Here is a 14,117-nt window from a genome sequence, read left to right on the forward strand (position 1 = left end):
TGGTGTGTTCCCTTTACCTTCAAACAAACGGCGCGCTACCGCGCGCCTTCAATTCGCGTCGTCGACGGCCACTTCGAACAGATGCCGCTCCGCATCGAGCATCGGCACCGCCAGCCGGATCGTCTGCTTGACGTGGCTGCCTTCCGGCAACCGCGCAATCTCGTCGTCCGGGTGAACGCCCTTCATCGCCCAGATCGAACCACCCGGCGCGACCAGATGTCGAGCAAGTTTAACGAAGTCGGATAGATCCGCGAAAGCGCGGGATACGATCATGTCGAATTTTTCCGGCACTTCGACACCCGGCTGCAGCGATTCGACCCGCCCGGTGACCACCGACAGGTTCACCAGCTTCAGCTCCGCGCGCATCTGCGTCTGGAAGGCAGACTTCTTCTGCACGATATCGTTCAGCGTGACCTGCCAGCCCGGCTCGACGATCGCCAGCACGATACCGGGCAGCCCGCCGCCCGAGCCGACGTCGAGCACGCGCGCCGACGTACGACCACGCAGATGCGGGACGATGGAAAGCGAATCGAGGATGTGCTGGATCAGCATCTGCTTCGGGTCGCGGATCGCGGTCAGGTTGTAGACCGCGTTCCACTTGCCGAGCAGCGCGACGTAGTCGAGCAGCTGGTTGCGTTGCGCATCCGTCAGCGTGAGGTCGAGCGCCGCCGTGCCTTCGACGAGCATCTGTTCCAGTACGTCCCGATTAACCGCCGGCGCGCGACGCGCCGTCATTGTTGCGTCGGGACGGTACCGCCCCCCTGCTCCGCGGCCTCTGCGGCCGTGCCGTTGCGGCGGCCCAGGCCGCGCCGCTTCAGGTGCACCATCAGCAGCGAGATGGCCGCCGGCGTGACGCCCGAGATACGCGACGCTTGCCCGATCGTTTCCGGCCGGAACTCGTTGAGCTTCTGGCTCACCTCGAACGACAGGCCGCGGACTTCACGGTAATCGATACCGTCCGGCAGGCGCGTGTTCTCGTTCGCATCGTTGCGCTCGATTTCGGACGCCTGGCGCTCGATATAGCCCTGATACTTGATGCCGATCTCGACCTGTTCCTTGATCTGTTCGAGCAGCACCGGATCGTCCGTCAGCGGCTCCGCGGGGCCGCACTCGCCGCCCTTCAGTCCGCATACGCCGTCGTAGCTCACACCCGGGCGGCGCAGCAGCTCGGCGAGGCTGTATTCGTGATCGATCGCCTTGCCGAGCAACGCGGTCGCCTCTTCTGCCGGCAGCGTCTTCGGCGTGACCCAGGTCGACTTCAGGCGTTCGGTTTCACGTGAAACAGCGTCGCGTTTCCGGCTGAAGGCGTCCCAGCGCGCGTCGTCGACCAGCCCCAGTTCGCGGCCGATTTCGGTCAAGCGCATGTCGGCATTATCTTCGCGCAGGCTCAGGCGATACTCGGCGCGACTCGTGAACATCCGGTACGGCTCGGCCACACCGCGCGTAACGAGATCGTCGACCAGCACGCCCAGATAGGCCTGGTCGCGCCGCGGGCACCATGCCTCCTTCTCCTGCACGTAACGGCCTGCATTGAGGCCGGCCAGCAGACCCTGCGCGGCCGCCTCTTCGTAGCCGGTCGTGCCGTTGATCTGGCCCGCAAAAAACAGCCCGTTGATCGCCTTCGTCTCGAGCGACGCCTTCAGCGCGCGCGGGTCGAAGTAGTCATACTCGATCGCGTAGCCGGGACGCAGGATGTGCGCGTTCTCGAGGCCGCGCATCGAATGCACGAGCTCGAGCTGGACATCGAACGGCAGGCTCGTCGAGATCCCGTTCGGGTAGAACTCGTTGGTCGTCAGCCCTTCCGGTTCCAGGAAGATCTGGTGCGATTCCTTCGATGCAAACCGGTGGATCTTGTCCTCGATCGACGGGCAATAGCGCGGCCCGACACCTTCGATCACGCCTGTATACATAGGCGAACGGTCGAGACCGCCGCGAATGATGTCGTGCGTGCGCTCGTTCGTATGCGTGACCCAGCACGGCAGCTGCTGCGGATGCTGCTCCGCGCGGCCCAGGAACGAGAACACGGGGATCGGATCGAGGTCGCCCGGCTGCTCGTCGAGCTTCGAGAAGTCGATCGTGCGCCCGTCGATACGCGGCGGCGTACCGGTCTTCAGGCGGCCCTGCGGCAGCTTCAGCTCCTTCAGGCGCGACGACAGCGACACGGCCGCCGGATCACCCGCGCGGCCGCCCGTGTAGTTGTTCAGGCCGACGTGGATCTTGCCGTCGAGGAACGTACCGGCCGTCAGCACGACCGCGCGCGCGCGAAAGCGGATGCCGATCTGCGTGACGGCGCCGACCACGCGGTCGCCTTCGACCATCAGGTCGTCGACGGCCTGTTGGAACAGCCATAGGTTCGGCTGATTTTCGAGCCGATGGCGGATTGCGGCCTTGTACAGGATGCGATCCGCCTGTGCGCGGGTCGCGCGTACGGCCGGGCCCTTCGATGAATTGAGGATCCGGAACTGAATACCGCTTTCATCCGTCGCGGCAGCCATTGCGCCGCCCAGTGCGTCGACTTCCTTGACCAGATGGCCCTTGCCAATGCCGCCGATCGACGGATTGCAGCTCATCTGCCCAAGCGTTTCGATGTTGTGGGTCAGCAGCAGTGTCTTTGCGCCCATGCGGGCGGACGCCAGCGCGGCTTCCGTGCCGGCATGACCGCCACCGACGACGATGACGTCAAATTCTGTGGGAAAAAGCATGGTGGATTCCGTACGCAGAGCTGCGCACGAACCTATCAGAGAAATGTATGGGCCGAATTATAGCGGGTTCGCTTTTCACCCGAAGGCCGTCCGAATGGTAGGGTCTGTGCATTTCGGCGATTTTTGGCTGAGGACCGGTGAAATGCCTTGGTAGGCGTACTTCGGCGATGCCTACGAGCGATTCAACGCACATCGTCGTGCCTGTGCACAAAACCTGGTTGATAGTCGCGTCAGCATGTGTGGAACTCGTTAACTGGCCAATGCCTGTGGACCAGCGCAACACGCCAGACCCGACATCCTGCGCCCATCACCACACAGCATTTCGGTCGGTCGTCCCCATGCTTATCCACTGAAGCGCGCCACATCATCGGCCTGTGGAACAAGCAAGCGCAGCACCGCACAGAGCTTCCCACTATTCCGGCGCGACTTATCCGCCGGGCCAGAATCGTCGACGCATCGAAACCCGGCCCAGCCCCAAAACAAAAACGGCGTGTTTCACGTGAAACACGCCGTCCGTTTCCCGCCCCCCGAGCCAACAATCAAGCCGTCTTCTTCGCCAGCCCGAGGTACGTTTCGATCACACGCGGATTCTGCGCGAGTTCGGCCGCCGGCCCTTCCAGTGCAAACTCGCCCGTCTCCAGCACATAACCGTAATCGGAGATCTGCAGCGCCGCCCGTGCGTTCTGCTCGATCAGCAGCGTCGCCACGCCGGTGCCGCGCAACGCGCTGATGATATGAAAGATCTCTTTCACGATCAGCGGCGCCAGCCCGAGGCTCGGCTCGTCGAGCATCAGCAGATCGGGTTTGCCCATCAGCGCACGGCCGACCGCCAGCATCTGCCGCTCGCCACCGGACAGCGTGCCGGCCGCCTGCCGGCGCCGCTCCTTCAGCCGCGGGAACAGCGCGAACACGTGATCGAGCTGATCGAGGAAGTTCGCTTCCCCGGCCTGCTTGCGCCGATATGCGCCCAATACGAGGTTGTCCTCGACCGTCATCGTGCTGAACAGCTCGCGTTTCTCCGGTACGAGGCACATCCCGCGTGCGACGCGCTGCTCGACGGGCAATGCGCCGACGTCGTTGCCGCGATACACGATCGCGCCGGACGCGTGCCCCGTTACCGGCAGCGCCCCCATGATCGCATTCAGCAGCGTCGACTTACCGGCGCCGTTCGGGCCGATCACGCTGACGATCTGTCCCGCCCCGACCTTGATGGCCGCGCCGTGCAGCGCCTCCACCTTTCCGTACCGCACCGCCAATCCGCGTACTTCGAGAATCGGCATCGTCGTGTCCGTCATCACTCCACCCCGCCCAGATACGCTTCGAGTACGGCCGGGTCCTGCTGCACATCCTGCGGCAGCCCTTCCGCGATCCGCGTGCCGAACTCCATCACCACCAGCCGGTCGGTGAGGTTCATCACGAAATCCATGTCATGTTCCACGAGCAACACACTCATCCCTTCGGCCCTCAGCCGCCGCAGCAGGTCGGCGAGTTGCTGCTTCTCCTGGTAACGCAGCCCGGCGGCCGGCTCGTCGAGCAGCAGCAACGTCGGATCGCAGCACAGCGCCCGCGCGATTTCGAGGATCCGCTGCTGGCCGAGCGCGAGGCTGCCCGCTTCGTCGTACATGTGCTTTTCCAGCCCGACGCGGCGGATCTGGTGCGCGGCTTCGGCCAGCAACTGCGCTTCCTCGTGCGCATTGAGCCGCGCGATGCTGCGCCACACGCCCGTGTGGCCACGCAGATGGGCGCCGATCGCGACGTTCTCGAGCACCGTCATCGCCGGCAGCAGCTTCACGTGCTGGAACGTGCGGCCGATGCCGCGGCGGACGATCTGACGCGACGTCAGCCCGTCGATGCGTTCGCCACGGAACGTGATCGCTCCGCCGGTCGGCTTCAGCACGCCGGTCACGAGGTTGAACGTGGTCGACTTGCCTGCGCCGTTCGGGCCGATCAGCCCGATGATCTGCCCCGCTTTCACGTCGAAGCTGACGTCGTTGACGGCCACCAGCCCGCCGAACTGCTTGCGTGCGTTGTCGACGACGAGCAGCGGCTCGCCGGCCACGGGCTTCGCGCGCTGTGGCAGCGGGTCGGCCTGCTCCGGCACATGCGCGCGCGGCCCGCGCGGGAACAGCTTCGCGACGAACGGCCATACGCCCTGGCGCGCGTACTGCAGCAGCAGCACCATCAGCACGCCGAACACGATGATCTCGAAGTTGCCTTCCGAACCGAGCAGCTTCGGCAGCAGTGTCTGCAGATAGTCCTGCAGCACGGTCAGGATCGCGGCGCCGAGCACCGCGCCCCACACGTGCGACACGCCGCCCACCACGGCCATGAACAGGAATTCGATCCCGTGGTTCAGGCCGAACGGAGTCGGGTTCACCGCGCGCTGCAGATGCGCGTACAGAAAGCCCGATACGGCAGCGAGCACGGCCGCGTAGACGAAGATCACGACGCGCATCCACGCGGTGTTCACGCCCATCGCCTCGGCCATCACGCCGCCGCCGCGCAGCGCGCGGATCGCGCGACCCGGACGGCTGTTCAGCAGGTTCTGCACCGACACGATCGCGGCCAGCACCACGGCCCAGATCAGGAAATACAGGCTGCGACCGCTTTCGAGCTCGATGCCGAACAGGTTCAGCGCCGGAATCCCGTTGATCCCGTCGTACTTGCCGAGCAGTTCGAGGTTGCCGAACAGGTAGAACAGCGCGAGTCCCCACGCGATCGTGCCGAGCGGCAGGAAGTGCCCGGACAGCCGCATCGTCACGGCGCCCAGCACGAGCGCGACCAGCGCCGTCAGCACGACGCCGACGATCAGCGCGAGCCACGGCGACACGCCGTACCGCGTCGTCAGGAACGCGGTCGCATACGCGCCAATGCCGACGAACGCGGCCTGCCCGAAGCTCGTCATCCCGCCGACGCCCGTCAGCAGCACGAGCCCGATCGCGACGATCGCATACAGGCCGATGTAGTTCAGCAGCGTGATCCAGTACTCGGGCACCTGCAGCGCGCCGGGCAGCACCGGCAGCGCGAACAGCACCACGAGAAACACCCAGAAGGTCTTGTTGCGTACCATCGTCTTCATCGCGTCACTCCTCTTCCTCTTCCGCATGCGGCGTCACGAAGCTCCGCCACAGCAGCACCGGAATGATCAGCGTGAACACGATCACCTCCTTGTATGCGCTCGCCCAGAACGACGAATAGGATTCGAGCACGCCGACCAGCAGCGAGCCGGCGGCCGCGAGCGGATAGCTGACGAGCCCGCCGATGATCGCGCCGACGAAGCCCTTCAGGCCGATCAGGAAGCCCGAGTCGTAGTAGATCGTCGTCAGCGGACCGACGAGGATCCCGGACAGCACGCCGAGCCCCGCCGCGAACGTGAATGCAAGCCGCCCCGCTTCGGTGGTGCCGATGCCGACGAGCCGCGCCCCGAGCCGGTTCACCGACGTCGCGCGCAGCGCCTTGCCCGCGATCGTGCGGCCGAAGTACACGTAGAGCGCACCGATCAACACGAGCGCCGTGACGACGACGAGGATGCTCTGCACCGACACCGTCATGCTGCCGATCGCGAGCGACGCGTCCGAGAACGCGTTGGTGCGCGAGCCTTCCGCGCCGAACATCACGAGGCCGAGACCGACCATCGCGAAATGGACGGCGACCGACACGATCAGCAGCAGCAGCGTCGTGCCTTCGGCGATCGGCTGGTACACGAGCCGGTAGACGAACGGCCCCATCGGCACGACGATCGCGAGCGTCAGTGCGATCTGCGCGAGCATCGGCATCGGTTGCGCGGCAAAGCTGCGCGTGATCGCGAACACCGCGAGCGGCAGCAGGATGTAGCGGCTGGCGAGCGTCGCGAGCGTGCGGCCGAGCTGATGGCGGCGTTCGCGATGCCGGATCAGGCCACCGACTTCGAGCAGGAAGCACGCGATGCCCATCACGAACAGCAGCCAGCAGGTGGCGGGGAATTTCTGCGCCTGCAACGCGGCCAGCGTCAGCGCACCGTAGGCGACGAACTCGCCCTGGGGAATGAAGATCACCCGCGTGACGGAAAACACCAGGACGAGCGCCAGCGACAACAATGCATAAATGGCGCCGGTCGTGATGCCGTCTTGCGCGAGGATCGCCGCAATCGAGAGATCCATACGTTTCGTGTATCGAGAGAAGGCTGCGGAGAAACGAAAAGCGGAAACGGCCGGGGATGCGCGCGACGCGATCGGCACGTCGCGCGCCATGCGGCGGGCCCCGGTGGTTCCAGGCAGCACGGGTGCGGCCGTCAGGCGCGCTACCCTGCCGACGGCACACGCGGCGCCGTTCGCGCCGCGCACGCCGGTTTCACGTGATGCTTGCGCTTACTCGGCCTGCAGCTTCCACTTGCCGTCGACGATCTGCACCATCACGCGCGCACGCGTGTCGAAGCCGTTGTGATCGGTCGCCGTCATGTTGATCACGCCGTGCGACACGGGCAGATCCTTCACGCTTTCGAGCGACGCGCGCAGTGCTTCGCGGAACGCCTCGGTGCCCGGCTGGCCCTTCTTCAGCGCTTCCGGGATCGCCCGCTGCAGCAGCAGGCCCGCATCCCACGCATGACCGCCGAACGTCGACAGCGAACCCGCGCCGTAAGCCTTCTCGTACGCGGCCTTGTAGCCGAGCGCCGGCTTCTTCACCGGGTTCGAGTCCGGCAGCTGGTCGGTCACGAGCACGGGGCCGGCCGGCAGGATCTCGCCTTCGCAATCCTTGCCGCACACGCGCAGGAAATCGTTGTTGGCGACGCCGTGCGTCTGGTACACCTTGCCCTTGTAGCCGCGCTCCTTCAGCGTCTTGGCCGGCAGCGCCGCCGGCGTGCCGGAGCCCGCGATCAGCACCGCATCCGGGTTCGAGCCCAGCAGCTTCAGCACCTGCCCCATCACCGACGCGTCGGTCCGGTTGTAGCGCTCGTTCGATACGAGCTTCAGCCCGTTCTTCGCGGCCGCCGCGTCGAACGTCTTGTACCAGCTGTCGCCGTACGCGTCGGCGAAACCGATGAAGCCGACCGTCTTCACGCCGTGCTTCGCCATGTAACCGGCGATCGCGTCGGCCATCAGCTGGTCGTTCTGCGGCACCTTGAACATCCACGCGCGCTTCGCGTCCATCGGCGCGATGATCTGCGCGCTCGCCGCGAGCGAGATCGTCGGCGTCTTGCCCTGCGACACGGGGTCGAGCATCGCGAGCGAGTTCGGCGTGACCGACGAGCCGATGATCGCGTCGACGTGGTCCTCGTCGATCAGCTTGCGCACGTTCTGCACCGCGCGGCTCGTGTCGGAGGCGTCGTCCAGCACGACGTACTGCACGCTCTTGCCCGCGATTTCCTTCGGCAGCAGCGCGATCGTGTTCTTTTCCGGAATCCCGAGCGAAGCGGCCGGGCCGGTGGCCGACAGCGTCACGCCGATCTTGACCTGCGCCGACGCCGTAGCCGCCGCACACACGAGGCCCGCGGCAAGCAGGGCCTCCATCCATCGATTCGTCTTCATTTACGTTGTCTCCAAACGCTGCTCGAAAAAACCACGGGTCGCTCGGGCGGCTCCCGGTCCCCAAAAACAAGTTAATAAATTAACTATCTCGTCCTGCCCCGCCAATGCTCGTTTTCCCGTGACACGCCGGGCGCGCGCCGCATGCCGGCCCAAACGATCGTTCGACCGTCACGATGCGTAGCGGGGGTGTCGTCAGGATGAAGAAAGCGAAGAAATGCGCGAGCGCGCGAGTGATCGTTGCGGCTGCATCGATGATCGGCGCGCAGCTCGAACCGGCCTGCTGCGGCCAGGCCCGCGACGGGTGAAACATCGAAAAACCGGCCGCTCATGCGAATACGGACGCAAACGCGGATGTCGATGCGAGCGCAACGACCCGCGAGGGCGCGGGAACGCGCATACGGGCCGCGGAACGGCTCGGGAACGCCGCGATGACCCACCGCACACCCCATGACGAACGGACGGCGCCTGCCGCCTCTCCTGCCCCGATCCACCGTGCTGCGCTGCTCATCCAACCGTACTCCCTCTTCTGCATTGTGCTTGTAGGAGAACTGCCGACCATTTTCCCGACCGCACGGTCGGCGAAAGCCGAGTGTAACGGACGCATTTCGCGCACGCCAACCGGGTAAGCCCGAAGCGCCTGTGCAGGACTGCGCAGCGTCTGCGAACGAATCGCCGGAAACGGAAAACGGGGGACGCGCGAAGCGCGGAAAAGACGCGGTGCGAACGCAAACGCGGGAAGTGGCCGTCACGCGGGCCGATGCACCATCGAAGGAATCCGTGCACGCAAATGAAAAAGCGCTGTTGGATTCCGTCCAACAGCGCTTTGGGGTCCGGGCACTTTGTGCCTCGATTGTCTCCTCGTTCTCCACCTGCAAATTCGTTTCGCGGTGCATCAGAACTAAGGTGAATCTTAAAGAGGCTTAAGCACCACGACAACTTAGCATTTACCCCTATGGTGCATCGCCGCACGAAAATGGGGCACCAGCCTGCCGCGCGGCGCCGGCCGGAGCCTGCTGCGACGCCCTTCCCGGGCGTGCCGGATGGTGCTTCGCATCAACGCGCGGCGACGCGCACCGCATGCTCATGACGAGGCCCTGAGCGGCTTGACCCGCGCGACCATCTCGCCGACGATCCCGCGCCGGAATGCCAGCACGCACGCGATGAAGATCAGCCCGGTGACGATCGTCGCCGATTCGCCGAGCGAATGGAACCACGCGACGCCCGTCGTCGACGCGAGCCATTCGCCGATGTCGCCGAGCCGGTCTTCCAGCGCCACGATCAGCGCGGCGCCCAGCAGCGGCCCGAACAGCGTGCCCATTCCGCCGACCAGCGTCATCAGCACGACGAGGCCCGACATCGTCCAGTACGCGTCCGACAGCGTCTCGAAGCCGAGCACCAGCACCTTCAGCGAGCCGGCCAGCCCCGCGAGCCCGGCCGACAGGATGAACGCGAGCAGCTTGAAGCGGTCGGTGTCGTAGCCGAGCGAGATCGCGCGCGCCTCGTTCTCCTTGATGGCGACGAGCACCTGGCCGAACGGCGAATGCACGACCCGCACGATGAACGCGCACGCGGCCACGACCACCACCAGCACGACGTAGTACAGCGCGACGTCGTTCGACAGGTCGAGCAGCCCGAACAGGCGGCCGCGCGGCACGCCCTGCAGGCCGTCCTCGCCGTGCGTGAACGGCGCCTGCAGATAGATGAAGTAGACCATCTGCGCGAACGCGAGCGTGATCATCGCGAAGTAGATGCCCTGCCGGCGAATCGCGAACAGCCCGACGACGAGCCCGAGCAGCGTCGCGGCGACGGTGCCGACCAGCACGCCGAGCTCCGGCGTGAAACCGAGCGTCTGCATCGAGTAGCCCGTCGCATAGCCGGCCGTCGCGAGGAACATCGCATGGCCGAACGACAGCAGCCCCGTATAGCCGATCAGCAGGTTGAACGCGGCCGCGAACAGCGCGAACGCGAGCACCTTCATCACGAACACCGGATACGCGCCGATGAACGGCGCGGCGAGCAGTGCGGCGAGCAGCACGCCGTAGAGCACTTTTCTCTGCATCATTTTTCCTTGCCGAAGAGGCCCGCCGGGCGGAACAGCAGCACGATCGCCATGATCACGAACACGACGGTGGCCGACGCTTCGGGATAGAACACGCGCGTGAAGCCCTCGATCACGCCGAGCAGCAGGCCCGTGACGATCGAGCCGAGGATCGAGCCCATCCCGCCGATCACGACCACCGCGAACACGGTGATGATCATCGGCTGGCCCATCAGCGGCGACACCTGGATCACCGGCGCGGCCAGCACGCCCGCGAACGCGGCGAGCGCGACGCCGAAGCCGTAGGTGAGCGTGATCATCATCGGCACGTTCACGCCGAACGCCTCGACGAGCTTCGGGTTCTCGGTGCCCGCGCGCAGGTACGCGCCGAGCCGCGTCTTCTCGATCACGAACCACGTCGCGAGGCACACCGCGAGCGACGCGACGACGACCCAGGCGCGATAGTTCGGCAGGAACATGAAGCCGAGGTTGGTCGCGCCGGACAGCTGCGACGGCACGTCGTACGGCTGGCCCGACGATCCGTAGATCGACCGGAACACGCCTTCGACGACCAGCGTGAGGCCGAACGTGAGCAGCAGCCCGTACAGGTGATCGAGCTTGTACAGCCAGCGCAGCATCGAGCGCTCGATCGCGATCCCGAACGCGCCGACAATCAGCGGCGCCAGCGCGAGCATCGCCCAGTACGGCAGCCCGAAATACGACAGGCCCATCCACGCGAGCATCGCGCCCAGCATGAACAACGCGCCGTGCGCGAAGTTGATCACGTTGAGCAGCCCGAAGATCACCGCGAGCCCGAGGCTCAGGATCGCGTAGAACGAGCCGTTGACGAGCCCGAGCAGCAACTGGCTCAGCATCGCCGGCAACGGAATGCCAAAGATGTCCATCGACTTAGCCGTCAGAATGAGTTTCGTTGCGTGCGCAACCTTACGGCCGTAGCACGCGCGAGCGGCGCAGCAGGCACGTCGCTGCGGCCGCCGCCGCGCGGCGCGCGACTCGCGCGCGCCGCTACGCAGCGCTTACTTCCACAACGCGCAGCGCGTTTCCTGCTTGGTGCCGAACGCCTGTTCGCCCGGAATCGTCGCGAGCACCTTGTAGTAGTCCCACGGCTCCTTCGATTCCGACGGCTTCTTCACTTCCATCAGGTACATGTCGTGGATCATGCTGCCGTCCTGGCGGATGTAGCCCTTCGCGTAGAAGTCGCTGATCTTGATCTTCTTCAGCTCGGCCATCACCTTGTCGGAGTCGGTCGTCCCGGCGGCCTGCACGGCCTTCAGGTACGTCGTCACCGACGAGTAGTCGGCCGCCTGCAGGCTCGACGGCATCTTCTTCATCTTGCCGAAGTAGCGCTGCGCCCACTGGCGCGACGCCGCGTCGCGGTTCCAGTACCAGCTGTCGGTCAGCACGAGACCCTGCGTCGTCTCGAGGCCGAGGCTGTGCACGTCGTCGATGAACATCAGCAGCGCGGCGAGCTTCATCGTCTTCGTGATGCCGAATTCCTTCGCGGCCTTGATCGAGTTGATCGTGTCGCCGCCCGCGTTCGCGAGGCCGAGAATCTGTGCCTTCGACGATTGCGCCTGCAGCAGGAACGACGAGAAATCCGATGCGGACAGCGGATGACGCACCGCGCCGAGCACCTGCCCGCCGTTCGCCTTCACGACGTCCGACGTGTTCTTCTCGAGCGCCTTGCCGAACGCGTAGTCGGCCGTCAGGAAGAACCAGCTCTTGCCGCCCTGCTTCACCACCGCCGACCCGGTGCCCTTCGCGAGCGCCATCGTGTCGTACGCGTAGTGGACCGTGTACGGCGTGCACTGCTCGTTGGTCAGCGTATCGGCGCCCGCGCCGATGTTGATGTAGACCTTCTTCTTCTCGGCCGCGACCTGGTTCATCGACAGCGCGGTGGCCGAGTTCGTGCCGCCGACCAGCAGGTCGAGGCCGCCGCGGTCCATCCATTCGCGCGCCTTCGATGCGGCGATGTCGGCCTTGTTCTGGTGATCGGCATAGACGACCTCGATCGGCTTGCCGAGCACCTTGCCGCCGAAGTCCGCGACCGCCATGCGGATCGCCTCGAGACCGCCCTGCCCGTCGATATCCGCGTAAAGCCCCGACATGTCGGTGATGAAGCCGATCTTCACGGTATCCGCCGCGTGGGCGGCGCCGGCGGTGAACGCGGCGGTCGCGAGCGCGAGACAGGCCTGTGCGAGGGTCTTCATTTTCATTGACGTCTCCTGTTGTTCTGATGCGTTGTGGTTGTTCGGGGGCCGCCACGGCCAGCGGCAAGGGAATCGGAGCGGCGTCACACCCCGAGCAGGTCGTGCAGCGTCGGCATCTTGCCTTCCAGTTCGGACGCGCGGAAATGCTCGACGATGCTGCCGTGCTCCATCACGTAGAAGCGGTCGGCGAGCGGCGCGGCGAAGCGGAAATTCTGTTCGACCATCACGATCGTGTAGCCGCGCGCCTTCAGCGCGACGATCATCCGCGCGAGCGCCTGCACGATCACCGGCGCGAGGCCCTCGGAAATCTCGTCGAGCAGCAGCAGGTTCGCGCCGGTGCGCAAGATCCGCGCGACCGCGAGCATCTGCTGCTCGCCACCGGACAGCCGCGTGCCCTGGCTCTGCCGGCGCGACGCGAGGTTCGGGAACATCGCGTAGATCTCGTCGAGCGACATCGCATGCTCGCGCGGCCCGATCAGCGGCGGCAGCATCAGGTTCTCCTCGCACGACAGGCTCGAGAAGATCCCGCGCTCCTCCGGGCAGTAACCGATGCCGTAATGCGCGATGCGGTGCGTCGCGAGGCCGATCGTCTCGTGGCCGGCGACCTTGATCGACCCGCTGCGGCGGCCCGTGAGGCCCATGATCGCGCGCAGCGTCGTCGTGCGGCCCGCGCCGTTGCGGCCGAGCAGCGTGACGACCTCGCCGCGATGCACCGTCAGGTCGACACCGTGCAAGATGTGGGATTCCCCGTACCAGGCCTCCAGGCCCGTGATCTCCAGCGCAGGCGTACCGCTCTCGACGCCGCTCAATTCGCGTTCCTCCCGTTCGCTGTGCTTCATGCGTGCGCCCCCGCGAGCGCCGCGTCGGCGCTGCCCATGTAGGCCTCGATGACGAGCGGATTCTTCGACACTTCCGCATACGAGCCTTCGGCCAGCACCTCGCCGCGTTGCAGGACGGTGATCGTGTCGGAGATCCCCGCGATCACGTTCATGTTGTGTTCCACCATCAGGATCGTGCGCCCGCTCGCGACCTTCTTGATCAACGCGGTCACGCGGTCGACGTCCTCATGGCCCATCCCCTGCGTCGGCTCGTCGAGCAGCATCAGTTCGGGCTCCATTGCGAGCGTCGTCGCGATCTCGAGCGCGCGCTTGCGGCCGTAGGCCAGCTCGACGGTCGGCACGTGCGCGAAATCGGTGAGGCCGACCTGCGTGAGCAGGTCCATCGCGCGATCGTCGAGCCGCTTCAGCGTGCGCTCGCTGCGCCAGAAATGAAATTCGGTGCCGAGCGCGCGTTGCAGGCCGATGCGCACGTTCTGCAGTGCGGTGAGGTGCGGGAACACGGCCGAGATCTGGAACGAGCGGATGATGCCGCGCCGCGCGACCTGCGCGGGCCGCTCGTCGGTGATGTCGATGCCGTTGAAGACGATCTGGCCGGCCGTCGGCGTCAGAAATTTGGTGAGGAGGTTGAAACAGGTGGTCTTGCCCGCGCCGTTCGGCCCGATCAATGCGTGGATCGCACCGCGCCGCACACGCAGGTTGACGCCGTTCACGGCGGTGAAGCCCCTGAATTCCTTCGTCAGTCCGCGTGTTTCCAGAATCGTGTCGCCGAGAATCATGTTCCCTTCCGTACGAAGTCAGGCGAA

At 65.6% G+C, this 14,117-nt stretch carries 11 protein-coding genes; all 11 read right to left on the bottom strand.

The genetic code is table 11. The features are described from left to right. Positions 1 to 48: 48 nt before the first annotated feature. Complete coding sequence (rsmG, locus tag H0X90_RS12330) at positions 49 to 735, bottom strand: 16S rRNA (guanine(527)-N(7))-methyltransferase RsmG (protein ID WP_012492241.1); 687 nt, start codon at positions 733 to 735, stop codon at positions 49 to 51. Further along, positions 732 to 2,702: a tRNA uridine-5-carboxymethylaminomethyl(34) synthesis enzyme MnmG gene (mnmG, locus tag H0X90_RS12335; protein WP_006482726.1), complete on the bottom strand. Its 1,971-nt coding sequence runs from the start codon at positions 2,700 to 2,702 to the stop codon at positions 732 to 734. The genes rsmG and mnmG overlap by 4 nt, the downstream gene beginning before the upstream one ends. A 539-nt stretch (positions 2,703 to 3,241) precedes the next feature. After that, positions 3,242 to 3,997 (bottom strand): ABC transporter ATP-binding protein, encoded by a 756-nt coding sequence (locus H0X90_RS12340; protein WP_034178373.1) that lies wholly within the window; start codon positions 3,995 to 3,997, stop codon positions 3,242 to 3,244. Continuing rightward, entirely contained in the window at positions 3,997 to 5,781 is a 1,785-nt protein-coding gene (locus H0X90_RS12345; RefSeq protein WP_077190304.1) for an ATP-binding cassette domain-containing protein, read from the bottom strand. Before H0X90_RS12345 ends, H0X90_RS12340 begins: the two co-directional genes overlap by 1 nt. A gap of 4 nt (positions 5,782 to 5,785) precedes the next feature. Continuing rightward, positions 5,786 to 6,841, bottom strand: a complete 1,056-nt coding sequence (locus H0X90_RS12350; protein ID WP_006496318.1) for a branched-chain amino acid ABC transporter permease — start codon at positions 6,839 to 6,841, stop codon at positions 5,786 to 5,788. Between the two features lie 207 nt (positions 6,842 to 7,048). After that, positions 7,049 to 8,206: an ABC transporter substrate-binding protein gene (locus H0X90_RS12355; RefSeq protein WP_077190305.1), complete on the bottom strand. Its 1,158-nt coding sequence runs from the start codon at positions 8,204 to 8,206 to the stop codon at positions 7,049 to 7,051. Between the two features lie 1,081 nt (positions 8,207 to 9,287). Beyond that, positions 9,288 to 10,265 (bottom strand): branched-chain amino acid ABC transporter permease, encoded by a 978-nt coding sequence (locus tag H0X90_RS12360; protein ID WP_006482714.1) that lies wholly within the window; start codon positions 10,263 to 10,265, stop codon positions 9,288 to 9,290. After that, positions 10,265 to 11,149 (bottom strand): branched-chain amino acid ABC transporter permease, encoded by an 885-nt coding sequence (locus tag H0X90_RS12365; RefSeq protein ID WP_077190306.1) that lies wholly within the window; start codon positions 11,147 to 11,149, stop codon positions 10,265 to 10,267. Before H0X90_RS12365 ends, H0X90_RS12360 begins: the two co-directional genes overlap by 1 nt. A gap of 132 nt (positions 11,150 to 11,281) precedes the next feature. After that, a complete protein-coding gene (locus H0X90_RS12370; protein ID WP_006482735.1) occupies positions 11,282 to 12,481 on the bottom strand; it encodes an ABC transporter substrate-binding protein in 1,200 nt (399 codons plus the stop codon). Between the two features lie 77 nt (positions 12,482 to 12,558). After that, positions 12,559 to 13,314, bottom strand: coding sequence for an ABC transporter ATP-binding protein (locus tag H0X90_RS12375; protein ID WP_077190307.1), 756 nt, complete (start codon positions 13,312 to 13,314; stop codon positions 12,559 to 12,561). Continuing rightward, complete coding sequence (locus H0X90_RS12380; RefSeq protein ID WP_006477266.1) at positions 13,311 to 14,090, bottom strand: ABC transporter ATP-binding protein; 780 nt, start codon at positions 14,088 to 14,090, stop codon at positions 13,311 to 13,313. The genes H0X90_RS12375 and H0X90_RS12380 overlap by 4 nt, the downstream gene beginning before the upstream one ends. Positions 14,091 to 14,117 lie beyond the last annotated feature (27 nt).

Source organism: Burkholderia sp. 9775_39, assembly GCF_015712225.1.
In the GTDB taxonomy this organism is placed as follows: domain Bacteria; phylum Pseudomonadota; class Gammaproteobacteria; order Burkholderiales; family Burkholderiaceae; genus Burkholderia; species Burkholderia cenocepacia.